Genomic DNA, 25,538 nt, shown 5'->3' with positions numbered 1-25,538 from the left:
CACCCCTTCGTGTCGCGCCTGGTGAAGCGCTCACGAAGCTACTTGTGTCGCGGGTCACAGCCATAGACCGACCGGCTAAAGGGACTGTAAAGACAGCCCGGCCGGGTCCCGCCGGGATCACACGATCCGGGCGTCCAGGTAGCACCAGCGCCAGTCCTCGCCCGGCTCGAACGACCGCATCACGGGGTGTTCCGAGGCGTGGAAGTGCGCGGTCGCGTGCCGGCGCGGGCTGGAGTCGCAGCAGGCGACGTGACCGCACGACAGGCAGATGCGCAGGTGGGCCCAGTTGTGCTCGTCGTTGGCGAGGCAGTCGGCGCAGCCCTCGGGGTTGTCCGGGGCGACGGAGTCCGGGAGCTCTGAGACGTGAGGACAGGTCATACCGGCCATCATCACGCAAGATTGCGCCATGCACGGACCGGAACTGCTCCTGTTGCTCGTCGGCGCGCTGCTCGTCACGGCCGCGGCGAAGCGCCTCAACTGGTCGGCCCCGCTGGTGCTGGTGGGCGTCGGGCTCGCGGTGTCGTTCATCCCGGGCCTGCCCGAGTTCGCGCTGGAACCGGAGCTGATCCTGGTCCTGGTGCTGCCGCCGCTGCTGTACTCGGCCGCGCTGGACAGCTCGTACCACAACATCCGGGCCAACCTCCGGCCGATCGGGCTGCTCGCGGTGGGGCTGGTGCTGGCGACCACGATCGCGGTGGGGCTGGTCGCGCACCTCGTGCTGCCCGCCCTGTCGCTGCCCGCGGCGCTCGTGCTGGGCGCGGTGGTGGCGCCGCCGGACGCGGTCGCCGCGGTCGCGATCGGGCGGCGGCTCAACCTGCCCCGCCGGACGATGACGCTGCTCACGGGCGAGAGCCTGATCAACGACGCGACCGCGCTGACGGCGTACAAGGTGGCCGTCGCGGCGGCCGCGGGCGTCACCGCGACCTGGGTGGACGGCACCCGCACGTTCGTGATCAGCGCCGGTGGCGGCGTGCTGGTCGGGTTGGCGATCGGTTGGGGCGTGCGGTGGATCCGGGACCGGCTCGACGACGGCGTGCTGGAGAGCGCGCTCGGCATGCTGGTGCCGTTCGGCGCGTACATCTTCGCCGAGGAGCTGCACGCGTCCGGCGTGCTCGCGGTCGTCATCGCCGGGCTCTACATCGGGCACTACGCGCCGCGCAGCTCCTACTACACGCGCTTGCAGGACACCGCGGTGTGGCGGTCGGTAAACACGTTGCTGGAGTCGTTCGTGTTCGCGTTGATCGGCTTGCAGCTCAACAGCGTGGTGCGGGACGTGGACATCACCGCCGGGCTGCTGTGGGCGGCGGCGACCGTGCTGGCGGCGACGATCGTGGTGCGGTTCGTGTGGATGTACCCGGCCGCGTACCTCCCCCGGCTGCTGTCGAAGCGGATCCGGGAGCGCGAGGGCGCGCCGGGGTGGCGTGGCGTGACCGTGCTGTCGTGGGCCGGGATGCGGGGCGTGGTGTCGCTGGCCGCGGCCAGCGCGTTGCCGCTGGACCTGCCCGGGCGCGAGGTGATCGTGTTCTGCGCGTTCGTGGTCACCGTGGGCACGCTGCTCATCCAGGGGCTGTCGCTGCCGTTCGTGATCCGCAAGCTCGGGTTCCGCGGTGACGAGGAGCGGACCGACGCGCTGGCCGAGGCGCAGGTGCAGCACGCCGCCGCGCAGGCCGCCGTGCGCAAGCTGGACGAGCTGGTCGGGGACGACCGCGACACGCCGGAGCACGTCGTGGACCGGCTGCGGGTGATGGCCGAGCACCGGGGCAACGCGGCGTGGGAGCGCCTGGGCCGGCAGGAGGAGGAGAGCCCGGCGGCGTCGTACCGGCGGTTGCGCCGCACGATGCTGGAGGCCGAGCGCCAGGTGTTCATCGAGGCGCGCGACGAGGGCCGGATCGACGACGAGGTGTTGGTCCGGGTGCTGCGCGAGCTCGACCTGGAGGAAGCGGCCATATCCAGGGAGTGACGACACCCGAAGCGCCCACCACGCGTTCACCGTGACGTGTCCTGCACTTCGCCCTAGCGTGACCGGGACGTCGCGGTGCGCGACGAGGCTGCCGCGCGTCAGAGGTGGAGTCGAGGAGGTCGGCGATGGTGCGGACGAGGATCGTGGGGGCGGCGCTCGCGGCGCTCGCGGTGGCGGGGGCGGTGGTGCTGCCCTCGGCGTCGGCGAGCGGTGACGCGGAGGTGGCGTCACCCCGCAGGGGCCCGCTGGTGATCGGCCACCGCGGGGCGTCGGGCTACCGGCCGGAGCACACGCTGGCCGCGTACGAGCTGGCCGCGCGGATGGGTGCCGACTACATCGAGCCGGACCTGGTGGTGACCAAGGACGGCAAGCTGGTCGCCCGGCACGAGAACGAGATCGGCGGCACCACGGACGTCTCGACGAAGCCGGAGTTCGCCGGGCGCCGGACCACCAAGGTCATCGACGGCGCGTCGGTCACCGGCTGGTTCACCGAGGACTTCACGCTGGCCGAGCTGAAGACCCTGCGGGCCGGGGAGCGCATCCCGGAGGTGCGGCCGCGCAACACCCTCTACGACGGCCGGTTCGAGGTGCCGACGCTGGAGGAGGTCATCGACCTGTCCCGCCGGCTGAGCCGCGAGCTGGGCCGCGACATCGGCCTGTACCCGGAGACCAAGCACCCGACGTACTTCCAGGACATCGGCCTGCCGCTGGAGCCGCGCCTGGTCGACGTGCTGACCCGGGCGGGCCTGAACCGGCACGGCGCGAAGGTGTACGTGCAGTCGTTCGAGGTGGCGAACCTCAAGCAGCTCAAGGGGAAGCTGCGGGTGCCGCTGGTGCAGCTGGTCAACTCGTCGGGCGCGCCGTACGACTTCGTCAAGGCGGGCGACAAGCGCACCTACAGCGACCTCGTGACGCCGGAGGGGCTGCGCGAGATCCGCACGTACGCCCACGGCGTCGGCGCGGCGAAGGACCGGATCATCCCGCGTGACGCGGCGGGTTTCCTGCGCGAGCCGACCACCCTGGTGCGCGACGCCCACACCCGCGGCCTGATCGTGCACGCGTGGACGTTCCGCAACGAGAACACGTTCCTGCCGGCGGACTTCCGCACGTCCACCGACCCGGCCGCGTACGGCGACGCGTTCGGCGAGTACGCGAAGTTCTACGCGACCGGGCTGGACGGCGTGTTCGCCGACAACCCCGACACGGCCGTGGAAGCCCGCAACAGCCGCTGACCCGCACCCGATGAGGTTCGGCCGGGGTTACGACCCGGCCGGACCTCATCGTCCGGGCCGACGACCGATCGGCCCCGACCTCCAACCTCCCGGTGTGGCCATCGAGACGCTCATCGCCGACGACACGCTGATGGACCGACGAGTCGCGCTCGGGGTCGTCGGAGAGCGGCAGCTGCGCGGGACCCCGGGAGCGGCCGAGATCCTGGGGGACGAAGCCAGGACCGGCGGAAAGCTCCTGGGCCACCCCCGGGTCGTCGCCGTGCTCGATCTCCTCGACGTCGGCAGCGGTCTCCACCGCGGCCCGGCCGTCGTCATGGAGCACGTCGACGGCTGCGACGTGGCTGAGTGGATCTCGGAGCACAGCCTCCGGGTGGACGCCGCCACGCGGCAGCGCCTCGGCCTCTACATCGCTCCCGAAGCCACTGAAGCGCTCAGCGAGGCGCACAAGATCGGCGTCCTGCACCGGGACTCGAAGCCGCAGAACACCTTGTGTGCGACCTCGGGCAGGGTCGAAGTCGCCGACTCGGCTTGGCACGGGTCGTGGAGGCCATCACCCGCTCCCGCACCGTCCGGGCGCACCACACTCCCCCCGAGCAGTGGAACGACGTGACCACGGGCGTCCACCGGCTCTGCGCCACGATTTACCACGTGCCGGCCGGACAGCCGCCGAACCAGGGGAAGAACGTCGCGGGGTCGTTCCACTGGCCCGAGAAGGGGGAGGCAATCCCTCCGACGGACCTGGTGCCGGGTGTGGACCACGCCGTTTCCGACCTCGTCATGCAGGGGTTGGGCAAGAACCGCGAGGACCGGCCGGAGCCGTGGTGGATCTTCGACGCCCGGTCCGCCGCGCTGATGCGCCGGATGAACCTGAGCGTCGACGTGACCGGCTGTGCGGACGACGTCGTCCACGACGTCGCGAAGCTGACGGAGTACGACCACGCGCGACCGGTGGAGAAGAAGCACGGGGAAGCCGACTTCACCACTCCGCTCGAAGCTCTCCGGGAGGCCTTGGGAGTGGTCGTGCTCGGCGTCGTGGCGGCCGTCCGGGATTCCGAACCGGAACCCGAGGCGGTGTCCCGGCCCCATCGACGACCTGATCGTCGGGGACGCCCGAACCTCTCGCGCGGCCGGACGTCCCCGGTGATCAGGACCCGCCGTGAACGGCTTCGCGCGGGTCCCCGCCAAGGGGAACCCTTGCTGCGATTCTACCGACGGGGTCCGACAGTTCCGGGCCGTCGAGGGCCGGTGAACCGGCCAGCAGGCCGCGCCGCGCCAGGATCGGGAGGACGCCCTCGCCGAACCAGTAGGCCTCCTCCAGGTGCGGGTGGCCGGAGAGCACGAACTCCTCCACGCCGAGCGCGTGGTACTCCCCGATCAGGTCCGCCACCTCCTCGTGGCTGCCGACCAGCGCCGTGCCCGCGCCGCCGCGCACCAGGCCGATGCCCGCCCACAGCCCGGGGTGGACCTCCAGGCCGCGCACGCCCCGGCTGAGGTCGCCGCCGTGCAGCGCCACCATCCGCTGCTGCCCCACCGACTGCGACGTCCGCAGCTGCTCCTGCGCCTTGGCCACCTGCGCCGGGTCCAGCGCCTCCAGGAGCTTCTCCGCCTCGCGCCACGCCTCGGCCGACGTGTCACGGCTGATCGTGTGCAGCCGCACGCCGAACCGGATCGGCCGGTCACCCGCGAGCGCCCGCACCCGGCCGATCTTCTCCGCCACCTGCGCCGGCGGTTCGCCCCACGTCAGGTACACGTCGGCCCGCCGCGCCGCGACCGGCAGCGCCGCGTCCGACGACCCGCCGAAGTAGATCGGCGGCACCGGGTCCGGCGCGGCCGACAGCGTCGCACCCGACACCCGGTAGTGCTCACCGGTGAAGTCGACCGGCCGCCCCGACCACACCGCCCGCACCACGTGCAGGAACTCGTCGGTCCGCGCGTACCGCTGGTCGTGGTCGAGCCAGTCGCCGAACCGGCGCTGCTCCACCTCGTCCCCGCCGGTCACCACGTTCAGCAGCAGCCGACCGCGCGAGATCCGCTGGTAGGTCGCGGCCATCTGCGCGGCCAGCGTCGGCGAGATCACGCCCGGCCGGAACGCCACCAGGAACTTCAGCGTCGACGTGCGCGCCAGCAGCGCCGCCGTGGTCAGCCACGCGTCCTCGCACCACGTGCCGGTCGGCGTCAGCACGCCCGCGAACCCGTTGTGCTCGGCCGCCCGCGCGACCTGGGCCAGGTAGTCGATGTCCGGCTCGCGCGACGCGGCCGCGCCGAGCGACCGGTTGGCGTGGAAGCGCTCCACGACGGTCCGCCCGTCGCCGGAGGTGGGCAGGAACCAGTGCGGCACGACGGTCACGACAGCTCCCCTTGGAAACGGGTGTCCACGAACTTCCGGAAGTCCACCTTGCCGGGCAGCGCGCCGTCCGCGGTGAACGCGTCGGCCAACTCCTGCTCGGACGCGATCACCGCGTCGTCCAGCGGCACGGGCAGGTCACCGCCGCGCTCCACGGCCGCGCGCGCCACCTCGAGCTTCAACCCGGTCTCCGCCGCCCACACGCGCGCCCACTCCTCGCGGTGCGTGTCGGCCCACCGCTGCGCCTGCCCGATCCGCTTCACGAACTCCCCGACCGCGGCGCTCTTGCCCGGCGAGTCCAGCGCCGCCCGCCCGGCCACCTGGAACGTGTAGCCGTTGGACTTGCCGCGCCCGTCGGTCAGCACCCGCGCGCCCGCCTCCTGCTGCGCCTGTGCCGTGTAGGGGTCCCAGACCGCCCACGCGTCCACGCGCTTCTGCGTGAACGCCGAGTACGCGTCCGACGGCTGCAGGAAGTTCAGCGTCACGTCCCTGGTCGTCAGCCCGGCCGCGGCGAGGGTCAGCAGCACCTGGCCGTGCGCGGAACTGCCCTTGGCCACCGCGATGCTGCGCCCCTCGAGGTCCGGCACCGCCCGCAACGCCGAGTCGGCGGGCACGAGCAGGGCGTCGCTCTCCACGTTGCCCTTCGCCGAGTACACCGCGGCGATCTTGGCGTTCGCCGCCGCGGCGAAGATCGGCGGTGTGTTGCCGACCCCGCCGACGTCGATCGCGCCCGCGGACGCGGCCTCCAGCAACGGCGGTCCGGACGTGAACGTGGACCACTCGATCGGGTAGGGGAAGTCGTCCAGCAGGCCGGCGGCCGTCAGCAGCGCCTTCGAGCCGCCCTTCTGGTCGCCCACCTTGAGCACCACCGGGCCGTCGGACGACCCGGCCGTGCCGCAGCCCGCCAGCACCAGCACCGCGACCGCGACCGCGCTAAGCAGCTTCGACATCGTCCACCCCCAGGTTCGACAGCACGTGCGAGCGCAGGTCCGCGAACGACGCGCGGCGGCGCGGTCGCGGCAGGTCGACGCGGTGCTCGGCCACGATCCGACCTTCGTCCAGCACCACGACGCGGTCGGCCAGCAGCAGTGCCTCGTCCACGTCGTGGGTCACGAACAGCACGGCGGGCCGGTGCTCCCGCCACAGCTGCTCCACCAGGTGGTGCATGGCCAGCCGGGTCAACGCGTCCAGCGCGCCGAACGGCTCGTCCAGCAGCAGCAGTTCCGGCTCGCGCACCAGCGCCCGCGCCAACGACACGCGCTGCGCCTCGCCGCCGGACAACGTCAACGGCCACGCGTCGGCGTGATCGGCGAGCCGCACCTCCGCCAAGGCCCGCTCCGCGACCTCACGGCCGTCGACGCCGCGCAGCCCGAGCGTGATGTTGCGCCACACCCGCCGCCACGGCAGCAGCCGCGGCTGCTGGAACGCGACGGACACCCGTTCGGGCACCGTGAACGTCCCCTCGACGTCCGGGTCGAGCCCGGCCAGGATCCTCAGCAACGTCGACTTGCCGCACCCGCTGCGCCCCAGCAGCGCCACGAACTCGCCGTCCGCCACGTCGAGGTCCAGCCCGGCCAGCACCCGCCGCGGCCCGAAGTCCTTGACCAGCCCCCGGATCCTCACCGCGCCCGCCACCGCAGCACCCTCCTCTCCAGCGCGCGCACCAGGGCGTCCGTGGTCAGCCCGAGCAGCGCGTAGACCAGCAGGCCGACCACGACGACGTCGGTGCGCAGGAACTCGCGGGCGTTGTTGATCAGGTAGCCGATGCCCGCGTCCGCGTTGATCTGCTCGCCCACGATCAGCGACAACCACGCCGTGCCGAGCGCGATCCGCAGCCCGACCAGCGTCTGCGGCACCGCCGACGGCAGCACGACGTGCGCGATCCGCTCGAACCTCGTGTAGCCGAGGACGCGTGCGGCCTCCAGCAGCGCCGGGTCGGTCTGCCGGATGCCCGAGTGCAGGTTGAGGTACAGCGGGAACGCGACACCCGCCGCGACCAGTGCGAGCTTCGGCTCCTCGCCGATGCCGAACCACAGGATGAACAGCGGGATCAGGCCCAGGTGCGGCAACGTGCGCAGCATCTGCACCGGCGGGTCGAGCAGCCGTTCACCCCACCGGGACAGCCCGGACGCCAGGCCCAGCGCCCCACCGACGACCGCTCCGAGGGCGAACCCGACCGCGACCCGGCCGGCCGACACCAGGAACGCCTCCACCAGCTGCCCGTTCGCGACCAGCTCGTACGCGGACCGGAACACGGTCACCGGCGACGCGAGCTTGTCCGGCGGCAGCACGCCCGTGCTGCTCGCGACCTGCCACAGCACGACCAGCCCGACGGGGCTCAGCCAGCGGCGCAGATCGGGCCACTTGCGTTGTTTTGCTGCGGGCGCACGCGCGGGCACCACGGATTCGGGACGCGCGACAACACCCGCGGTGGAAACCGACACGGATTTCTCCCAGCGGATTTCGGAACAGGGACGCGCTGATCAGCGAGTCACAGTGTCGATATCCGACCGGAAGCAGTCAACGCCTCCCGAATTGTGAAAATGCCTCCGGCACCGATTGCGTCGGTGCCGGAGGCATTGTCGATCCGGGGTGTCAGCCGCCCAGCATGTCGTGGCGCACGATGGTCTGGTCGCGGCCCGGGCCGACGCCGATCGCGGACATGCGGGCACCGGAGATGTCCTCCAGGTGCTCGACGTACGCGCGGGCGTTCGCGGGCAGCTCCTCGAACGTGCGGCAGTGGCTGATGTCCTCGAACCAGCCCGGCAGCTCCTCGTACACCGGCACGGCGTGGTGCACGTCGGTCTGCGTCATCGGCATCTCGTCGACCCGCTCGCCGTCGATCGTGTAGCCGACGCAGACCGGCACCTTCTCCAGGCCGGACAGCACGTCCAGCTTGGTCAGGAAGTAGTCGGTGATGCCGTTGACCCGCGCCGCGTACCGGGCGATCACGGCGTCGAACCAGCCGGTGCGCCGCGAGCGCCCGGTCGTGACGCCGAACTCGCCGCCGGTCTTGCGCAGGTGCTCGCCCATCTCGTCGTTCAGCTCGGTCGGGAACGGGCCCGAGCCCACGCGGGTGGTGTACGCCTTGAGGATGCCGATGACCGTGGTGATCCGCGTCGGTCCGATGCCGGAGCCCGCGCTGGCGCCGCCGGAGGTCGGGTTGGACGACGTCACGAACGGGTAGGTGCCGTGGTCGACGTCGAGCAGCGTGCCCTGCGAGCCCTCCAGCAGCACGGTCTCGCCGCGCTCCAGCGCCTGGTTGAGCAGCAGGCGGGTGTCGGCGATCCGGGAGGTGAACTTGGTGCCGTGCTCCAGCACGCTGTCCACGACCTGCTCGGGGTCGAGCGCCTTGCGGTTGTAGACCTTGACCAGCACCTGGTTCTTGAAGTCCAGGGCGGCTTCGACCTTCTGCCGGAGGATCTTCTCGTCCAGCAGGTCCTGGGCGCGCACGCCGACGCGGGCGATCTTGTCCTGGTAGCACGGGCCGATGCCGCGGCCGGTGGTGCCGATCTTGGCCTTGCCCAGGTACCGCTCGGTGACCTTATCGATCGCCACGTGGTAGGGCATGATCAAGTGCGCGTCCGCCGAGATGAGCAGCTTGCTGGTGTCGACGCCCTGCTCGTCCAGGCCCGCCAGCTCTTCGAGCAGCACGCCGGGGTCGACCACGACACCGTTGCCGATGACGCTGGTCACGCCAGGGGTGAGGATGCCGGAGGGGATCAGGTGCAAGGCGAACTTCTGGCCGTCGGGCAGCACCACGGTGTGCCCGGCGTTGTTGCCGCCCTGGTACCGGACCACCCACTGCACGCGGTCACCGAGCAGGTCGGTTGCCTTGCCCTTGCCCTCATCGCCCCACTGGGCACCGATCAGCACGACGGCCGGCATGTGAAACTCCAAGCGGTTGGACGGGTAAGAGCCGAATGCCTGCGACGGCCGAGCCGTCAGTGGACGGCTGTTGAGGGTAGACCAGGAGATGAAGGTGCGCGGAATCGTGCTGGCCTGCGGAAACTCGCAGTCGCCAATGATCACGGACGGTGACCGTTTCGAGGTACGCCGAGTGGCGGAACGGCCGGGAAAGGCCGAGGTGGACGCCGTGCTGGCGGATTCGGGTGACAAACGTCTCGTCGTGCACGGCACCGACGCCGACCTCAACGCGGTCGTCCTGCGGCTGCTGCGCACCGAACGGCTCGCCGACGTGCCGATCGGGTTCGTCCCGGCGGACCCGCGGTCCGAGGTGGCCAGGCTGTGGGGCCTGCCCACCGACCAGGGCCGCGCGCTCGACCTCGCCCTGTCCGGTGATCCCGATCGGGTGCCGCTGGTGCGGGACGACGTCGGCGGCGTGCTCGTCGGCCTCGGGTCGCTCGGTCCGGTGCGCGGCGTCGGCTACGGGGACGACACCGTGGTGCTTCGGGGTCAGGCGTCCCGGCTGGAGGTCACGCCCGACCCGGAGGGCGGGCCGGGCCTGGTCGTGCACGTGATCCACAAGCGCCTGTTCGGCAAGAAGGTGACCAGCACGGCGGCGCGCGCGTTCCAGCTCGGCTGCCTGCCGGTGCAGGTGAATTTGGACGGCGTCGCGCACCCGCGGCCGATGGGCAAGTGGACCTGGTACCGCCACACGGAGGATTTGCGGCTGATCCGCGGGGTGCAGTGACGGAGGATTTTTCCCGCGCGCCATTCAGGCGTCACTCGAAAGCGTTGTAACGGAAGGAGAATTGACCCAAGGTAATTCCGACAGCTTCCAACTAGGAAGGTCGGAATTATGTCAACGGTCAACAAAACCGCACGGTTCACCGCAGCACTGCGACTTCCGGCTTTTTCCCTGCTCCTGGCTGGTGTGCTGGCAGTCGGCCTGGTCACCCCCGCCCAGGCGACGCCGCCGAGCATCCCGAGCACCAGCACCGCGCTCGCGGAGCTGGCCGCGCTGAGGGTCGCGACCGAGGGCTCCACCAGCGGCTACTCGCGGGACCTGTTCCCGCACTGGACCACCGTCTCGGGCGCCTGCAACACCCGGGAGACGGTCCTCAAGCGCGACGGCACGAACGTGGTCACCGACTCCGCCTGCGCGGCCACCTCCGGCCGCTGGTACAGCCCCTACGACGGGGCGACGTGGAGCGCGGCGTCCGACGTGGACATCGACCACGTCGTGCCGCTGGCCGAGGCGTGGCGCTCCGGGGCGTCGTCGTGGACCACGTCGCGGCGGCAGTCGTTCGCCAACGACCTGGGCGGCCCGCAGCTCATCGCCGTCACCGACAACGTCAACCAGGCCAAGGGCGACCAGGACCCGGCGCTGTGGAAGCCGCCGCTGACCTCCTACTGGTGCACGTACGCCAAGATGTGGACGCGCTCGAAGTACAAGTGGGGTTTGAGCGTGAACTCGGCGGAGAAGACTGCACTGCAGAGCATGCTCGGGAGGTGCTGACCACCGATGGCTGACCTGTCTTCCGCGTTCGTGGCCGGACCCGGCGGCGTCATGACCGACGAAGTCGGCGTGGTGACCGGCGACTTGGAGCTGCGCACCACGCTGGACAACGGCGAGCTGCGCGCGCTGGTGCGCTACGAGGGCGCGGAGGAGTGGTACGCCGTCACCGGCGCGTCGTGCCGCCTGGCCGACGAGAAGGACCACGAGGCGGTGCACGCCGTCCTGCTCGGCGTGCTGAACCGTCCCGAGGGTTAGACGTCGTCGCCGCCCTTCCTCGTGAGGGGCGGCAACGAGGACGCCGCCTCGTTCCGCGACAGACCGGTGGCCTGCAACAGGTCCACGGCCACCGAGCGCACCTGCGCCAGCACCACCTTCGTGGAGAACCCCTCGCCGCCCAGGTGCCGCGCCGTGGCGCACGCCGCCGCCGAGCAGATCGCCGCACGCGCCTTCTTCGGCTCGTCACCGCGCCCCAGCTCTGCCCGCAGCACGTCCACCGCGTCCGCGTACCGCCGCAGCACGTCGGGCAGCACGTCCGGCATCCGCTCGCCGTCGCGCAACGCCGCCAGCGCCCGCCGGGCCAGCACCCTGGTGTTGCGCAGCGCGTAGTCCACCGGCACCGCGGCCGTCTCGTACCGGCCCAGCTCGTGCCGCCGCCGGCGGCGGATCGGCGCGATGGTCGCGATCTCGCCGCCGGTCCTCAACGCCGACGCGAACTCGTCCACCGCCTCCTGGCTGTCGCGCAGCCGCGCCAGCACGCCCGCGGCCTGCACGGCGTCGTGCTCGGACACCGCCGTCGCCACACCGCGCAACGCCTCGGTCAGCTCGCCCAGCACCACCTTCGCCTGCCGGTGCGCCACGGTCAGCGGGTTGGCCGGCAGCAGCGCCGTCACCGCCAGCCCCACCAGCCCGCCGACCAGGGCGTCCACCATCCGGTCCAGCCCGCCGCCCGCGCTGGGCGGCAGCAGCGTCGCGACCAGCACCGCCGACGACCCGGACTGCAGCGCGATCACCGCGCCACCGTCGAGCAGCACGGCCGTCGACATCGCCAGCGCCACGACCAGCGCGATCTGCCACGGCCCCGAGCCGATCAGCGAGATCAGCACGTCGCCGACGCCGACACCCACGGACACGCCGACGACGAGCTCCACGACGCGCCGCAGCCGCTGCCCCAGCGACACGCCGAGGCAGACGACGGCGGCGATCGGCGCGAAGAACGGGTGCGCGTGGCCCACCACCTCGGTGGCGACGAACCAGGACAGGCCGGCGGCGAGCGCGGCCTGGCCGATCGGCAAGGCCGTGCTCCGCCACCGCTTCAGCCTGCGCGCCACCTCGTCGCGCACGGCCACCACGAGGTCAGCTCAGGCCGAGCGCGGCGGGCGCCGCCGGGTCGCTGTCGGCGAGGAACTTCCGGCAGCGCTCGTACTCCTCGGTCTCGCCGATCTCGTCGGCGGCCCGGGCCAGGGCCGCCAGCGCGCGCAGGAAGCCCTGGTTGCCGCGGTGCGACCACGGCACCGGGCCGTGGCCCTTCCACCCCGAGCGGCGCAGCTGGTCCAGGCCGCGGTGGTAGCCGGTGCGCGCGTACGCGTACCCGGCGACCGGGTCGCCGGTCTGCAACGCCCGCTCGGCGAGCAGCGCCCACGCCTCGCTGAAGTCGGGGTAGGCGCGGACGATCTTGGCCGGGTCGGTGCCCGCCTCGGCGGCGGCCTGCGCCTCCGGGCGGTCGGGCAGCAACGTGGGTTCGGGACCGAGCAGGTTCTCCATGCCGTCAGCTTAGGAATACCCGGGCCACCGCAGCGACCAGTGCCAGCACCAACGCGGTGACGACGACGCCGGCCACGACCTTCTTGCCCATGCACGCGCTCCTCGGTCCTCAGTGAACTCTCAGGGCGCACCTTTCCCGGTCGCGGCCATTCGGAGCAACGCCGATCACCTGTTAGCATGAGCCGAACCGGGAATCCACTGGTCACGACCACCCCCTAGGGGAGATCCCGGGAAATACCAGGGCGGGGCACCCTTCCAGCCACCCCCACCGGGACGCATCATGGGCGGGTGAACATGGGGGTAACCAACCGCGTCGCGCGTTTCCGCGACCAGTACTGGGAGCGCGGCGAGCCGGGGCGCGAGACGCCACCGGCGCTCGTCGCCGGGCTCTACAAGCTCTGGCTGGTCGGTCTGCTGCTCAAGCTGATCGGCTCCTCGTGGGACGTGGCCTGGCACTTCAAGTGGCTGCGCGACGAGCTGGCGCCACCGCACCTGATCAACACCGTGGGCACGGTGATCGTGGTCGGGTTGACGCTGTTCCACACCTACACCGGTTACGGCGCGGACAGGACCGCGCTGCGGCTGATGCAGTGGGGCACCGGGATCTTCCTGGTCGCGCTGCCCATCGACCTGATCAACCACCGGATCAACGGCCTCGACATCACGTCGTGGAGCGGGTCGCACGCCCTGCTGTACCTGGGCACCGCGATCATGCTGGCCGGTGCGATCCGCGGCTGGATCAAGCTCTACCCGGACGGTGGCCGGTGGCGGCGGTTCGGGCTGGCCGGGCTGTGGTTCTTCTTCCTGGAGAACATGTGGTTCCCCAACCAGCACCAGGAGTACGGCGTGCTGGAGATCGCCTCGTGGGACCGCGGCGACCCGTACGCCGAGCCGAGCCTGCTGCAGTTCGCCGCCGACCAGATCGGCCGCCCGGTCGACCGCGAGTCGATCGTGCAGTTCTCGCTGCCCATCGCCGACTGGGTGTACCCGGTGTGGGGCCTGGTCGCGGCGGCCCTGGTGCTGGTCTTCGCCCGCCGCACGATCGGCACGCCGTGGGCCGCGACGGCGGTGGCGGGCGGCTACGTCGCCTACCGCCTGCTGATCTGGCCGCTGCTGGGCGTCGCCGACTTCCCGCTGTCGACCGTGCCGGTGTTCCTGCTGCTCATCGGCCTGGCCGTGGACGCGGCGCACCTGGGCGGGCTGCCCGCGCCGCTGGCCGCGGTGCTCGGCTCGGCGGCCGTCACAGGTCTGGGCTACGGCGGCATCTGGGCGCAGCAGGAGCTGGACGCCGCGCCGCCGATCCTCTACCCGTCCGCCGCGGCGACGTTCGTCGTGCTGGCCGTGCTGTGGTTGGTGGTGGACCGGGTGAAGGTGGGGCAGACCCCCCGACGATCACTGGTGACCGCCTGATCCCGCTCGACCCCGCTCCCCCCGAGGATTGACCGGGCAAGTCCCGATCCCGAGGGGGGAGTCCCATGCGGACACTTCTGCGCACCACGACCGCGGCCGTCCTGGCCGCCGCGCTGGTGGGCACCGCGGCCGGCCCGGCGTCCGCCACCGACCGCCTCACCGACCTGGCCGAGGAGCTCGTCGCGGCGGGCGCGCCGGGCGTGATCGTCCGGGTCGACGACGGCCGCCGCGTCACCGAGTTCGCCAGCCAGGCGCCCTGGACGCGCCGCGACCACCGCCTGCGCCCGGACGACCGGTTCCGGGTCGCGTCCAACACCAAGACGGTGACCGCGACCATCGCGCTCCAGCTCGTCGCCGAGGGCCGGCTGGCCCTGGCCGACCCGGTCGAGCGGTGGCTGCCCGGTGTCGTGCCGAACGGCGGCGCCATCACGGTGGAGATGCTGCTCAAGCAGACCAGCGGCCTGTACGACTTCCTCGACGACCCGCGGCTGGTCGGCCTGATCACCGGTCAGGAGCCGCGCCGGTGGCGGCCCGCCGAGCTGGTCGCCGTCGCCGTCGAGCACCCGCCGCTGTTCGCGCCCGGCGAGCGCTGGGACTACAGCAACACCAACTACACGCTCGCCGGCATGGTGCTGGAGAGCGCGTCCGGCGTGACCTACGGCGAGCTGGTCGCGCGCCGCGTCACCGGCCCGCTGCGGCTCACCGACACCCACCTGCCCACCGACGCGACGTTCCCCGGCCGGCACGCCCACGGCTACGAGCCGGACGCCGAGCACCTCGCGCCGCACCTGCCGCCGGGCACCCCGCCCGGCCTCGGGTTCGCGGGCCCCGAGCACCACGACCACGTGGACGTCACCGGCATCGACGTCAGCCCCGCGTGGGCGGCGGGCGGCATGACGTCCACGGCCCGCGACTGGCAGCGCTTCCAGTCCGCCCTGCTCTCCGGCCGGCTGCTGCCGCGCGAGCAGCTGCGGGCCATGCTCGCGACCGTCCCGCAGGACGCGGGGACCGACCGCTACGGCCTCGGCGTGATGGAGGTCGGCACCCCGTGCGGCACGGTCTGGGGCCACACCGGCGGCCTGCCCGGCTACTCCACCCACGCCTTCGCCGACCGCACCGGCACGCGGACCGTCACGGTCCTCACCACCCGGATGGAGCGGTTCGCCCCGGAGAACACCGCGGTCGAGCAGGCCCTGTTCCACGCCGCCGTCTGCCGCATGTACGGCCGGTAGGACCTGCGCGAACGGCCCCCTTCCGGAAAACCCGGAGGGGGCCGTTCGGACGTGCGGGGGACCGTCAGCCGGCGATCATGCGGCCGGACGACTTCAGGTGCTCGCACGCCTGGGCGATGCGGGCGGCCATGCCCTGCTCGGCGGCCTTGAGGTAGGACCGCGGGTCGTAGGCCTTCTTGTTGCCGACCTCGCCGTCCACCTTCAGCACGCCGTCGTAGTTGGCGAACATGTGGCCCACGATCGGCCGGGTGAACGCGTACTGCGTGTCCGTGTCGATGTTCATCTTGATCACGCCGTACGTCACGGCCTCGTGGATCTCCTCCAGCAGCGAGCCGGAGCCGCCGTGGAAGACCAGGTCGAACGGCTTGGAGCCGGCCGGCAGGCCCAGCTTCTCGGCCACCACGTCCTGACCCTGCTTGAGGATCTCCGGGCGCAGCTTCACGTTGCCCGGCTTGTAGACGCCGTGCACGTTGCCGAACGTCGCCGCGACCAGGTAGCGGCCCTTCTCACCGGCGCCGAGGGCGTCCACCGTCTTCAGGTAGTCCTCGGGCGAGGTGTAGAGCTTCTCGTTGATCTCGTGCGCGACGCCGTCCTCCTCGCCGCCGACGACGCCCACCTCGATCTCGAGGATGATCTTCGCCTTGACGGTGAGGTCGAGCAGCTCCGAGGCGATCTTCAGGTTCTCGTCCAGCGGCACGGCCGAGCCGTCCCACATGTGCGACTGGAACAGCGGGTTGAGCCCGCGGTCCACCCGCTCCTGGCTGATCGCGACGAGCGGCCGGACGTAGCCGTCCAGCTTGTCCTTCGGGCAGTGGTCGGTGTGCAGCGCGATGTTCACCGGGTACTTCTCGGCGACCACGTGCGCGAACTCCGCCAGCGCAACCGCGCCGGTCACCATGTCCTTGACCTTGGTGCCCGAGGCGAACTCGGCACCACCGGTCGAGACCTGGATGATCCCGTCGCTCTCGGCTTCCGCGAATCCACGGAGGGCCGCGTTGAGGGTCTCGGACGAGGTGACGTTGATCGCGGGGTAGGCGAACTCGTTCGCCTTCGCGCGGTCGAGCATCTCGGCGTAGACCTCGGGGGTTGCGATGGGCATCTGTGGGTCCTCCTCGGGTGCCCGGAACGCGGTGTCGGCAGCATCCTACGGCCACCACCCGGCGGACGAAGATGATCAACGGCATAGTGGTGTCATGGCGATCGCACGGTGGAACGGCGAGATCATCGCCGAGAGTGAGAAGACCGAGATGGTGGAGGGGAACCACTACTTCCCCCCGGAGTCCGTGCACACCCAGTACTTCAGGCCGTCGGACACCACGTCGGTCTGCCCCTGGAAGGGCACGGCGAGCTACTACACGCTGCACGTCAACGGCGCGGAGAACCCCGACGCCGCCTGGTACTACCCGGAACCCAAGGCGGCCGCGGCCAACATCAAGGGCCACGTCGCGTTCTGGAACGGCGTCGAGGTCACCGCGAGCTAGTCGGCCAGCGCGGCGGCGATGTCGCGCAGCGCCCGCCGGGCGTCGGAGGCGCCGACCACCCGCACGGCGACGTGGTCGGCGCCCGCCTCGTGGTGCTCGCGCAGGCGTGCCGCGACCCGCTCGACCCCGCCCCAGGCGACCAGGGCGTCCACCAGGCGGTCGCTGCCGCCGCCCGCCAGGTCCTCCTCGGTGAACCCGTCGCGCAGCCAGTCGGGGGTGTGGTCGGCGCGCGCCAGGTACTCGGCCAGCGCCTCCCGTCCCAGGTCACGGGCTCGTGACGGGTCGCTCTCCAGCACCACGTGCTGCCCCGGGGCGAGCAGGACGCCGGCGCCGACGGTCTCCCGCGCCCGCGCCGTGCAGTCGGGCGTCACCATGTAGGGGTGGGCGACGCTGGTGCGCGCGGCGGCGAGCCGGAGCAGCCGCGGTCCGAGCGCGGCCAGCGCGAGGCGGTCGCGCGGCACGTCCAGCTCGTCCAGGTAGTGGATCAGCTTCTGGTAAGGGCTGTGACGCACCTCACCCGCCGGCTCGCCATGGCCGGTGCCGATGCCGACCAGGAACCGGTCGGTCCACGCCAGCGCCCGGTAGCCGTCGTTGACCTCGCCTGCGGGTGTCGTCCAGACGTTCACCGCGGCGGTGGCCACGGCGATCTTCTCCGTGGCGTCGAGCAGCTCGGAGGCCGTGGTCAGGACGCTGCCGTCGGGCGATCCGCCCAGCCACAGCGCGCCGTAGCCGAGCTCCTCCAGCTCCGCGGCGTCCGACCCGCGGCCCACCCAGCGCGCGGCCCGGTCCCACACGCCGTACCTGCCCAACTCGACCGTCATTTCGTCTCCCCGCGAACTAGACTCCGTCGACTGGCAACCGCGCCGTCCCGGGATTTAGTCCTGGCTGCGCCATTCGGCACGACCGGACCACCCGGCTTAGCTTCGCGACATGACGAAACTCGGAACCAGCGACCTCGACGTGTCGCGCCTGTGCCTGGGTGGCAACGTGTTCGGCTGGACGGCCGACGAGGAGACCTCGTTCGCCGTGCTGGACGCGTTCGCGGCGGCCGGCGGCACGTTCGTGGACACCGCGGACGCGTACTCGGCGTGGGCCGAGGGCCACGTCGGCGGCGAGTCGGAGACGATCATCGGCAGGTGGCTGCGCCGCCGCGGTGACCGGGACTCGATCGTCGTCGCGACCAAGGTCGGCATGCTGCGCGGCTTGGACGACCTCAAGGCCGACACGGTCGAGCGCGCCGCGGAGGACTCGCTGCGCCGCCTCGGCGTGGACCACATCGACCTGTACTACGCGCACCAGGACGACCCGGGCACGCCGCAGGAGGAGACGCTGGCCGCGTTCGACCGGCTGATCCGCAGCGGCAAGGTCCGCCACGTCGCCGCGTCCAACTACACCGCCGAGCGGCTCACGTCCGCGCTGGCCGTGTCCGAGCGCGAGGGCTTCGCGAAGTTCGTGGCGCTCCAGCAGGCGTACAACCTGGTGGACCGCTCCTACGAGGGTGAGCTGTCGCGCGCGGTGGCCGACCACGGGCTGTCGTCCGCGCCGTACTGGGGCCTGGCGAAGGGCTTCCTGACCGGCAAGTACCGGCCGGGCGTCACGGTGGAGAGCGCGCGGGCCGCGGCCGCCTCGAAGTACCTCGACGAACGCGGGCTGCGCATCCTCGCGGCGTTGGACGAGGTCGCCGGGAACCACGGCACCACCCAGGCGGCGGTCGCCCTGGCGTGGCTGGCCGAGCAGCCGACGGTGGCCGCGCCCATCGCGTCGGCCCGCACGACGGAGCAGCTCGCGGACCTGCTCCCGGCCCTGCACCTGGAGCTGGAGGCGGACGAGGTGGCGGCGCTGACCGAGGCCAGCGCCGTTTAACTCTCCAGTAGCTTACTGGCGGTAAGTTGCGTTACGGTGGCTTCCCTGGCTGGTACTCGCTGAGGAGGTCACCGTGGACGTTGCGGGCAAGGTTGTCCTGATCACTGGCGCGGCCAGGGGCATCGGCGCGGAGGTGGCGCGGCGGTTGGCCGCGAAGGGCGCGAAGCTCGCGCTGGTCGGCCTGGAGGGCGAGCAGCTGCGGCAGGTGGCCGAGCAGTGCGGCGGCAGGGCGTGGGAGGCCGACGTCACCGACTGGGAGGCGCTGGAGACCGCGGTGAACGGCGTGGTCGACCACTACGGCGGCATCGACGTGGTGGTGGCGAACGCGGGCATCGCGGCCACCGGGTTCATCCGGTCGATGGACCCGGCCGCGTTCGAGCGGGTCATCGAGGTGAACCTGCTCGGGGTGTGGCGCACGGTCCGCACCTGCCTGCCGCACCTGATCGCGAGCCGGGGCTACTGCCTGGTCGTGTCGTCGTTGGCGGCGATCGTGCACATCCCGGGCAACGGGGCGTACTCCGCGGCGAAGGCGGGCTGCGAGGCGTTCGCCGACAGCCTGCGGGCCGAGGTGCGGCACCTGGGCGTGGACGTGGGCGTGGCGTACTTCTCGTGGATCTCCACGGACATGGTGAACAGCGCCGACGAGCACCCGGTGTTCGGGCCGCTGCGCAGCGGCATGCCGGGTCTGGCGGGCAAGAAGTACCCGGTGTCGGACGTGGGCAAGGCCGTGGTCCGGGCGATCACGCGGCGGTCGAAGGCCGTGCACGTGCCCGGCTGGGTCGGCGGCCTGAAGCTGTTCCGCGCGTTCACGCCCAAGGTGGTCGACCGGCAGGCGCCGAAGTCGGTGCCCGCCGCCGACCGCGAGATGGCGGCCAACGACCTGTCCGGTCTGGTCGGGCCGGGCGGTACCGCGGCCGCCACCTCCGCTCGGACCTCGGCGAAGAAGGGCTAGAGCCAGGCACCCAGCACCGTCTGCCACTCGTGCACGCGCGTCTCCTTCGCGACGCCGGCGTGCGTGTACGGGTCGGCGGCGATGACCGCGCGCAACTCCGCCTCGTCGGCGACCTCGTAGACCAGCAGCGCGCCGGTCTGGTCCGCGTAGGGGCCGGACACGAGCAGCACACCCCGTTCGACCAGCGTCGCCAGGTACTCGCGGTGCGCGGGTCGGACCGCCAGCCGCTCCTCCGTGTTGTCGCCGTACACCAGTTCGACCGCGAACCGTGCCATCGAAAGCCCACCTCCGTTGTGCAGCGCCGCGCCGAAGCTACCGGGTGAGGAGGTAACGTCTTTTCCGTGGTCGGTCCCGATCGGAACAGCGGCGGCATCGCGCGTGTGCAGGACACGCTGACGAACCTGCGGATCCAGGACGGCGCGGCTCCGGCCTCGACCGGCCCGCTGACCCTGGAGGACCTGTACCGCCAGCACCGGATGCGGCTGGTCCGGCTGGCGCTGCTGCTGGTCGACGAGCCCGCCACGGCGGAGGACGTGGTCCAGGAGGCGTTCACCGGCCTGCACCGCAACTGGTCGAACCTGCGGGACGCGCAGGCGGCCGTGGGTTACCTGCGGACGGCGGTCGTCAACGGCTCGCGCAGCGTGCTCCGCCGCCGCAAGACGGCCCGCGACTACACCCCGCCGCACGTGGCGAACGCGCGTTCGGCCGAGAGCCTGGCCATGCTCACCGCCGAGCACCAGGCGGTCGTCCGGGCCCTGTCCCAACTGCCGCCGCGGCAGCGGGAGGTGCTCGTGCTGCGGTACTACGGCGACCTGTCGGAGGCCGAGATCGCCGACGCCACCGGCATCAGCAAGGGCACGGTGAAGAGCACCGCGAGCCGGGCGCTGGACGCGTTGCAGAAGATCATGGCCGGCAACTAGCCGCAGCCCGGCCCGCTCCGCACGACCACCACACGCCTGCCGCGCCTGTTCCGCCACCCGGGCCCGCTTCGCCCGGCACGGCTCCCGGGCCTGGCCCACCGGCCGCCCCCGGCCCTGGCTTCGGCGACCGCGCCTCCCGGACCGGTTCGGCCGGACGGGCCGCTCCCACCCACGCCTCGCCGTGCCATGCGCGTGCTGCGCAGGGGTCCCCGCCCAGGGGGAACCCCTGTTCTTGATCCTGCCGGCTGACACCGACGAATCCCGCCCGCCGGACGCGCCCTGTGGACAACTCGGCGCCGGGGTCGCACGAGGTCCCGGTGACGCCGGAAGAGCCCAATCGGACACTTGGTATAGACCAATGGCGGTCGGATGCCGCAGTATCGGTCCTCGTGGCGCGCACAAGACACGTGATAGCCGTCGATGTCGGCGGGACCGGGACGAAGGCCGCGGTGGTCGCCGGCGACCACCGCGGGGTGCGGGCGGTGGCGCAGCGGCGTCGGCCGACCCGGCCCGGTGGGGACGCGGTGGTCGCGGACGTCACCGCTCTGATCAGCGAGTTGCGCGCCGAGTCCGGGCAACCGGTCGACGCCGTCGGGGTGGTCGTGCCGGGCATCGTGGACGAGGTGGCCGGCACCGGCGTCTACTCGGCCAACCTCGGCTGGGCCGACTTCCCGTTCCGCGACGAGATCCGGGCCGCGACCGGGCTGCCCACCGCGTTCGGCCACGACGTCCGCGCCGGTGGCCTGGCCGAGCTCCGCCAGGGCAACGCCCGCGGCCTCGCCGACGCGGTCATCATGCCGATCGGCACGGGCATCGCGGCCGCCCTCGTGCTGGACGGGCGGGTGTCGTCCGCGCCGGGCGAGATCGGGCACGTCGACGTCGGCCACGGCGACCCGTGCGGGTGCGGGCAGACCGGGTGCGTCGAGGCGCGGGCGAGCAGCGCCGCCATCGCCCGCCGCTACGCGGAACGCACGAACCGCCACGTCGACGGCGCGGCGGACGTCGCGGCACGGCTCACCGCGGGCGACACCGACGCGGCGGCGGTGTGGCAGGAGGCCGTCGACGCGCTCGCGAAGGGCATCCTGCTGCTGGCCGCACTGCTGGGGCCGCGAGCCGTGGTGCTGGGCGGCGGCCTGGCGCTGGCGGGTCCGAAGCTGACGGATCCGCTGGGCGGACGACTGGACGAGCTGATCACGTTCCAGCGACGCCCGGAACTGCGGCTGGCGGCGTTGGGCGACGAGGCCGGGTGCCTCGGAGCCGCGCTGCTGGCCATCGACATGCTGGAGGAGAGATGAGCACGTGGGGTGGACCCGTGGACGTGACCCTGACCGGTGGTCGGGTCGTCACGCCCGACGGGGTGCTCGAACAGGGGTGGGTGGCGGTGCGGGACGGCCTGATCGCGGCCGTCGGCGAGGGGGCGCCGCCGGACGGCCCGACCTCGGACGTCGGCGGCGGCTGGCTGGTGCCGGGCTTCGTGGACATCCACTGCCACGGTGGCGGCGGTGAGGCGTTCACCAGCGCCGACCCGGCCCGGGTGATCAAGGCGGCGAACGCCCACCGCAGGCACGGCACCACCACGATGCTGGCCAGCCTCGTGTCCCGGCCGATCCCCGAGCTGGCCGACCAGGTCAAGGCGCTGGCCGAGCTGGTGCGGGACGAAGTGGTCGCGGGCATCCACCTGGAGGGCCCGTTCCTGTCCGCCGCGCGCTGCGGCGCGCACGACCCCGCGATCCTCCGCCCACCGGACCGGGCGTCGATCGACAAGCTGCTCGGCGCGGGCGGCGGCGCGGTCCGCATGATCACCGTCGCGCCCGAGCTGGAGCACGGCGTGGACGCGGTGCGCCACCTCGTCGACAACGATGTCCTGGCCGCGATCGGGCACACCGACGCCACGGAGGCGCAGATCCGCCCCGCCGTGGAGGCGGGCGCGACGGTCGCCACGCACCTGTTCAACGGCATGCGCCCGCTGCACCACCGCGAGCCCGGCCCGATCGGCGCGCTGCTGGACGACGAGCGCGTCACCGTGGAGCTGATCTGCGACCTGGTGCACCTGCACCCCACGGCGGTGCGCCTCGCCGCGCGGCACGCGGGCGTGGACCGGACCGTGCTGGTCACGGACGCGATCGCGGCGGCGGGCGTGGGTGACGGCGTCTACGACGTGGGCGGTCTCGAGGTGCGGGTGGTGGACGGCGTGCCGACGCTCGCCGGTGGCGCGTCGCTGGCGGGGAGCACGCTGACCATGGACGCCGCGTTCCGCAACGCGGTGCAGTCGTGCGGCCTGACGGTGGAGGAGGCCGTGCGCGCCACGTCGACCCGGCCGGCCCGGTTGCTCGGCCTGCAGGACCGCACGGGTGAGCTGCGCGCCGGTCTCGCGGCCGACGTCGTGGTGCTGGACGGCGAGCTGAAGCCGCGCGAGGTGATGGTCCGGGGCGCGTGGGTGAAAGACTGACCGGGTGCCCGAAGACCACGAGAAGCTGGTGGCCGACGCGTTGCGCGCCCAGGCCACCAGCACCGGCGCGCACCCGCACGTGCCCCTCCGGCGGACCCGGCCGTCGTTGGGCGCGGGGTGGGTCTTGTTGTTGGCGGTGCTGCTCGGGCTGGCGGCGGGCACGGTCGTGGCGGTCATGACGCTCAGGTGATGCCTGTACCGTGGTCGCCGTGACGGTCGCGCCCACCTCCACGGTTGCCCTCGGTCCGGACTGGTTGGACCCGCAGATCCTGCTCCAAGGACTCGGCCCCTACATGCTGGTCGGGCTGTGCTTCATCGTCTTCGCGGAGTGCGGCCTGCTGGTGGGCTTCTTCCTGCCCGGCGACTCGCTGCTGTTCACCGCGGGCCTGTTCGTGGCCTCGGGGCTGCTGGACTACCCGTTGTGGCTGGTGTGCGTGCTGCTCACGGCGTGCGCGCTGCTGGGCAACGTGGTCGGCTACTGGATCGGCCACCGGGCCGGACCGGCGCTGTTCAACAAGCCCGAGTCGAAGATCTTCAAGAAGGAGTACGTCGACAAGACGCACGAGTTCTTCGACAAGTACGGCGCGCGCGCGATCGTGATGGCGCGGTTCGTGCCGATCGTGCGCACGTTCATCACCGCGATGGCGGGCGTGGGCCGGATGGACCCGCGCAAGTACTTCACGTACTCGCTGATCGGCGGCATCGCGTGGGCCGCGGGCCTGACGGTGCTGGGCTACTTCCTCGGCCAGATCCAGTTCGTGCGCGACAACCTCGAGATGATGCTGATCCTGATCGTGCTGCTCTCGGTCGTGCCGATCATCATCGAGGTCGTCAAGGCGCGGCGGGAGAAGAAGTCGCTGCTCGCGCAGGAGGCGGCCGACATCACGCAGGTCATCGACCGGGTGGACGACCGGATGGACGAGACCCAGCGGATCAAGCGCGTCGTCGACTAGGCACTACCCGAGGGCGTCGAACATCGAGCCCGGGTTGAACAGGTTCCCGGGGTCCAGTGCGTGCTTGATCTCGCGGTGGACCCGCAGGCCGACGGGGCCGATCTCGCGGGCCAGCCACTCGCGCTTGATCTTGCCGACGCCGTGCTCGCCGGTGATCGTGCCGCCCAGGGCCAGCCCGAGCTCCAGGATCTCGTCGAACGCCCGCCGCGCCCGGGCGAACTCGTCGGCCGACGTCGGGTCGTAGACGATCGTCGGGTGCATGTTGCCGTCGCCGGCGTGGCCGACCACGGCGATCCGCAGCCCGGCCGCGGCGCTGATCCGCTCGCAGCCGGCGATCAGGTCGGCGATCTTCGTCCGCGGCACGCACACGTCATCGGTCAGCCAGGCGCCGTAGACCTCCAGCGCGGTCAGCACGGCCCGCCGCGCGGCGAGCAGGTCGCGGCCCTCACCGAGGTCCTCGGTGGCGTAGACGAGTTCCGCGCCCGCCGCGACGCACGCCTGCTCGATCGCGGCCAGTTCGCGCCGCCCCGCCTCGCCGCCCGAGTCGGACTGGCACAGCAGCAGCGCGGCGCCGGCGTTCAGGTCGGTCTTCAGGTACTGCTCGACGGCCCGGATGGTCGTGCGGTCCATGATCTCCATCAACGACGGCACGATGCCCTCGGTGACCACGCGGCTCACCGCCGCGCCCGCGTCGGCCGTGCGGGCGAACGCGGCCACCAGCGTCGCGGGCGCCTGGGGCAGCGGCCGCAGCGCCAGGGTCGCCCTGGTGATCACGCCGAGGGTGCCCTCGCTGCCGACGAACAGCTTGGTCAGGTCGTACCCGGCCACGCCCTTCACGGTCCGCCGGCCGGTGCGCAGCAGCTCGCCGTCGGCCAGCACCACGTCCAGCCCGAGCACGGAGTCCGTGGTCACGCCGTACTTCACGCAGCACAGCCCGCCCGCGTTGGTGGACAGGTTGCCGCCGATCGTGCACCAGTCGTAGCTGGACGGGTCGGGCGGGTAGAACAGCCCGTGCTTCTCCACCGCGCCGCGCAGGTCGAGGTTCACCACGCCCGGCTCGACCACGGCCAGCCGGTTGTCCGGGTCGATCTCCACGATGGCGTTCATCTTCGTGGTCACGAGCACCACGCAGCCGTCGACGGCGTTGGCCGCGCCGGACAGGCCGCTGCCCGCGCCGCGCGGCACGATCGGCGTCCCGGTCGCGGCGCACGCCCGCACGACGGCCTGCACCTGCTCGGCGGACGTCGGCAGCACCACCGCCAGCGGCTGCCCGTAGGGCGCGAGCGGCATCATGTCGCGCTGGTAGCTCGCGGTGACGTCGACGTCGGTCAGCACCGCGTCGGGGCCGACCGCGGAGCGGAGTTCGGCGAGCAAGGCCTCCATCCGTCCACGCTAACCCCCGTGACGCCGATCACTCCAGTGCGTGTTCGCCCCCGCACGCACCGCAGCGACGCCGCGGCTTCGGCAAGGCGTTATCCCCATGTCGCCCAGTCGACGCCGCGGTCCCACGTAGGCTGCATGGCGTGGTGTTGTCCGCAACGTCCGAGACTGTCGCATTC

Annotated in this window: 28 protein-coding genes; 16 read left to right on the top strand and 12 right to left on the bottom strand. The window is 72.1% G+C overall.

Annotated features, from left to right (window positions below; translation table 11 throughout):
* Window positions 1-117: 117 nt before the first annotated feature.
* On the bottom strand, window positions 118-378 hold the full coding sequence (locus FHX81_RS22435) for a UBP-type zinc finger domain-containing protein (RefSeq protein WP_141980017.1): 261 nt from the start codon (window positions 376-378) through the stop codon (window positions 118-120).
* Window positions 379-406: 28 nt separating this feature from the next.
* Here FHX81_RS22435 and FHX81_RS22430 point away from each other — a divergent pair, with 28 nt between their 5' ends.
* From FHX81_RS22430 to FHX81_RS22420, 3 genes are all read left to right on the top strand, one after another.
* Window positions 407-1,960 carry a Na+/H+ antiporter gene (locus FHX81_RS22430; RefSeq protein WP_141980016.1) on the top strand — a complete coding sequence of 518 codons (1,554 nt, stop codon included), beginning with the start codon at window positions 407-409 and terminating at the stop codon, window positions 1,958-1,960.
* 125 nt (window positions 1,961-2,085) lie between these two features.
* The gene (locus FHX81_RS22425; protein ID WP_141980015.1) at window positions 2,086-3,192 is read left to right on the top strand and encodes a glycerophosphodiester phosphodiesterase; all 1,107 of its coding nucleotides are present in this window, start codon (window positions 2,086-2,088) and stop codon (window positions 3,190-3,192) included.
* Window positions 3,193-3,286: 94 nt separating this feature from the next.
* Entirely contained in the window at window positions 3,287-3,802 is a 516-nt protein-coding gene (locus FHX81_RS22420) for a protein kinase family protein (protein WP_170232133.1), read from the top strand.
* Window positions 3,803-4,336: 534 nt separating this feature from the next.
* Here the strand turns inward: FHX81_RS22420 and FHX81_RS22415 are convergent.
* From FHX81_RS22415 to FHX81_RS22395, 5 genes are all read right to left on the bottom strand, one after another.
* Window positions 4,337-5,539: an LLM class flavin-dependent oxidoreductase gene (locus FHX81_RS22415; RefSeq protein WP_141980013.1), complete on the bottom strand. Its 1,203-nt coding sequence runs from the start codon at window positions 5,537-5,539 to the stop codon at window positions 4,337-4,339.
* On the bottom strand, window positions 5,536-6,486 hold the full coding sequence (locus FHX81_RS22410; protein ID WP_141980012.1) for an ABC transporter substrate-binding protein: 951 nt from the start codon (window positions 6,484-6,486) through the stop codon (window positions 5,536-5,538). The genes FHX81_RS22415 and FHX81_RS22410 overlap by 4 nt, the downstream gene beginning before the upstream one ends.
* Complete coding sequence (locus FHX81_RS22405) at window positions 6,470-7,171, bottom strand: ABC transporter ATP-binding protein (protein ID WP_141980011.1); 702 nt, start codon at window positions 7,169-7,171, stop codon at window positions 6,470-6,472. The genes FHX81_RS22410 and FHX81_RS22405 overlap by 17 nt, the downstream gene beginning before the upstream one ends.
* Window positions 7,156-7,980: an ABC transporter permease gene (locus FHX81_RS22400; RefSeq protein ID WP_141980010.1), complete on the bottom strand. Its 825-nt coding sequence runs from the start codon at window positions 7,978-7,980 to the stop codon at window positions 7,156-7,158. The genes FHX81_RS22405 and FHX81_RS22400 overlap by 16 nt, the downstream gene beginning before the upstream one ends.
* A gap of 151 nt (window positions 7,981-8,131) precedes the next feature.
* Window positions 8,132-9,424, bottom strand: a complete 1,293-nt coding sequence (locus tag FHX81_RS22395) for an adenylosuccinate synthase (protein WP_141980009.1) — start codon at window positions 9,422-9,424, stop codon at window positions 8,132-8,134.
* 88 nt (window positions 9,425-9,512) lie between these two features.
* On the opposite strand from FHX81_RS22395, the gene FHX81_RS22390 reads away from it, so the two are divergent.
* The 3 genes from FHX81_RS22390 (at window position 9,513) to FHX81_RS22380 (ending at window position 11,213) form a co-directional block, all read left to right on the top strand.
* Window positions 9,513-10,190, top strand: a complete 678-nt coding sequence (locus FHX81_RS22390) for a hypothetical protein (RefSeq protein WP_141984075.1) — start codon at window positions 9,513-9,515, stop codon at window positions 10,188-10,190.
* Window positions 10,191-10,298: 108 nt separating this feature from the next.
* Window positions 10,299-10,958 carry an HNH endonuclease family protein gene (locus FHX81_RS22385; protein ID WP_141980008.1) on the top strand — a complete coding sequence of 220 codons (660 nt, stop codon included), beginning with the start codon at window positions 10,299-10,301 and terminating at the stop codon, window positions 10,956-10,958.
* Between the two features lie 6 nt (window positions 10,959-10,964).
* Entirely contained in the window at window positions 10,965-11,213 is a 249-nt protein-coding gene (locus FHX81_RS22380) for a hypothetical protein (protein ID WP_141980007.1), read from the top strand.
* Here the strand turns inward: FHX81_RS22380 and FHX81_RS22375 are convergent.
* Together FHX81_RS22375 and FHX81_RS22370 are read right to left on the bottom strand one after the other, a co-directional pair.
* Complete coding sequence (locus tag FHX81_RS22375; protein WP_141980006.1) at window positions 11,210-12,307, bottom strand: FUSC family protein; 1,098 nt, start codon at window positions 12,305-12,307, stop codon at window positions 11,210-11,212. The two genes, FHX81_RS22380 and FHX81_RS22375, sit on opposite strands and share 4 nt — an antisense overlap.
* A gap of 4 nt (window positions 12,308-12,311) precedes the next feature.
* Window positions 12,312-12,719: a DUF3151 domain-containing protein gene (locus FHX81_RS22370; protein WP_141980005.1), complete on the bottom strand. Its 408-nt coding sequence runs from the start codon at window positions 12,717-12,719 to the stop codon at window positions 12,312-12,314.
* Window positions 12,720-13,013: 294 nt separating this feature from the next.
* Here FHX81_RS22370 and FHX81_RS22365 point away from each other — a divergent pair, with 294 nt between their 5' ends.
* Together FHX81_RS22365 and FHX81_RS22360 are read left to right on the top strand one after the other, a co-directional pair.
* Window positions 13,014-14,129 (top strand): hypothetical protein, encoded by a 1,116-nt coding sequence (locus FHX81_RS22365; RefSeq protein ID WP_246108284.1) that lies wholly within the window; start codon window positions 13,014-13,016, stop codon window positions 14,127-14,129.
* A gap of 65 nt (window positions 14,130-14,194) precedes the next feature.
* Window positions 14,195-15,361 carry a serine hydrolase domain-containing protein gene (locus FHX81_RS22360; RefSeq protein ID WP_141980003.1) on the top strand — a complete coding sequence of 389 codons (1,167 nt, stop codon included), beginning with the start codon at window positions 14,195-14,197 and terminating at the stop codon, window positions 15,359-15,361.
* Window positions 15,362-15,425: 64 nt separating this feature from the next.
* Here FHX81_RS22360 and fbaA read toward each other — a convergent pair whose 3' ends face one another.
* The gene (gene fbaA, locus FHX81_RS22355; protein ID WP_141980002.1) at window positions 15,426-16,460 is read right to left on the bottom strand and encodes a class II fructose-bisphosphate aldolase; all 1,035 of its coding nucleotides are present in this window, start codon (window positions 16,458-16,460) and stop codon (window positions 15,426-15,428) included.
* Between the two features lie 94 nt (window positions 16,461-16,554).
* On the opposite strand from fbaA, the gene FHX81_RS22350 reads away from it, so the two are divergent.
* Window positions 16,555-16,842, top strand: a complete 288-nt coding sequence (locus FHX81_RS22350; protein ID WP_141980001.1) for a DUF427 domain-containing protein — start codon at window positions 16,555-16,557, stop codon at window positions 16,840-16,842.
* On the opposite strand, the gene FHX81_RS22345 is transcribed toward FHX81_RS22350, so the two are convergent.
* Complete coding sequence (locus FHX81_RS22345; RefSeq protein WP_141980000.1) at window positions 16,839-17,663, bottom strand: TIGR03620 family F420-dependent LLM class oxidoreductase; 825 nt, start codon at window positions 17,661-17,663, stop codon at window positions 16,839-16,841. The two genes, FHX81_RS22350 and FHX81_RS22345, sit on opposite strands and share 4 nt — an antisense overlap.
* Window positions 17,664-17,772: 109 nt before the next feature.
* On the opposite strand from FHX81_RS22345, the gene FHX81_RS22340 reads away from it, so the two are divergent.
* Both FHX81_RS22340 and FHX81_RS22335 read left to right on the top strand, forming a co-directional pair.
* The gene (locus tag FHX81_RS22340) at window positions 17,773-18,705 is read left to right on the top strand and encodes an aldo/keto reductase (RefSeq protein WP_141979999.1); all 933 of its coding nucleotides are present in this window, start codon (window positions 17,773-17,775) and stop codon (window positions 18,703-18,705) included.
* A gap of 73 nt (window positions 18,706-18,778) precedes the next feature.
* On the top strand, window positions 18,779-19,657 hold the full coding sequence (locus FHX81_RS22335; protein WP_342787224.1) for an SDR family oxidoreductase: 879 nt from the start codon (window positions 18,779-18,781) through the stop codon (window positions 19,655-19,657).
* Here the strand turns inward: FHX81_RS22335 and FHX81_RS22330 are convergent.
* Complete coding sequence (locus tag FHX81_RS22330) at window positions 19,654-19,932, bottom strand: YciI family protein (protein ID WP_141979997.1); 279 nt, start codon at window positions 19,930-19,932, stop codon at window positions 19,654-19,656. The two genes, FHX81_RS22335 and FHX81_RS22330, sit on opposite strands and share 4 nt — an antisense overlap.
* A 66-nt stretch (window positions 19,933-19,998) precedes the next feature.
* On the opposite strand from FHX81_RS22330, the gene FHX81_RS22325 reads away from it, so the two are divergent.
* From FHX81_RS22325 to FHX81_RS22305, 5 genes are all read left to right on the top strand, one after another.
* Window positions 19,999-20,577, top strand: a complete 579-nt coding sequence (locus FHX81_RS22325) for a SigE family RNA polymerase sigma factor (protein WP_141979996.1) — start codon at window positions 19,999-20,001, stop codon at window positions 20,575-20,577.
* Window positions 20,578-20,966: 389 nt separating this feature from the next.
* The gene (locus FHX81_RS22320) at window positions 20,967-21,872 is read left to right on the top strand and encodes an ROK family protein (protein WP_246107926.1); all 906 of its coding nucleotides are present in this window, start codon (window positions 20,967-20,969) and stop codon (window positions 21,870-21,872) included.
* On the top strand, window positions 21,869-23,026 hold the full coding sequence (gene nagA, locus FHX81_RS22315; protein WP_141979995.1) for an N-acetylglucosamine-6-phosphate deacetylase: 1,158 nt from the start codon (window positions 21,869-21,871) through the stop codon (window positions 23,024-23,026). Before FHX81_RS22320 ends, nagA begins: the two co-directional genes overlap by 4 nt.
* A 4-nt stretch (window positions 23,027-23,030) precedes the next feature.
* Complete coding sequence (locus FHX81_RS22310) at window positions 23,031-23,216, top strand: hypothetical protein (protein WP_141979994.1); 186 nt, start codon at window positions 23,031-23,033, stop codon at window positions 23,214-23,216.
* Between the two features lie 10 nt (window positions 23,217-23,226).
* Complete coding sequence (locus tag FHX81_RS22305; RefSeq protein ID WP_141979993.1) at window positions 23,227-23,979, top strand: DedA family protein; 753 nt, start codon at window positions 23,227-23,229, stop codon at window positions 23,977-23,979.
* Window positions 23,980-23,982: 3 nt separating this feature from the next.
* On the opposite strand, the gene FHX81_RS22300 is transcribed toward FHX81_RS22305, so the two are convergent.
* Window positions 23,983-25,362, bottom strand: coding sequence for an FAD-binding oxidoreductase (locus FHX81_RS22300; protein WP_141979992.1), 1,380 nt, complete (start codon window positions 25,360-25,362; stop codon window positions 23,983-23,985).
* Window positions 25,363-25,538 lie beyond the last annotated feature (176 nt).

This window comes from Saccharothrix saharensis (assembly GCF_006716745.1).
GTDB lineage: Bacteria > Actinomycetota > Actinomycetes > Mycobacteriales > Pseudonocardiaceae > Actinosynnema > Actinosynnema saharense.
This window is presented reverse-complemented; position numbering and strand designations above follow the sequence as displayed.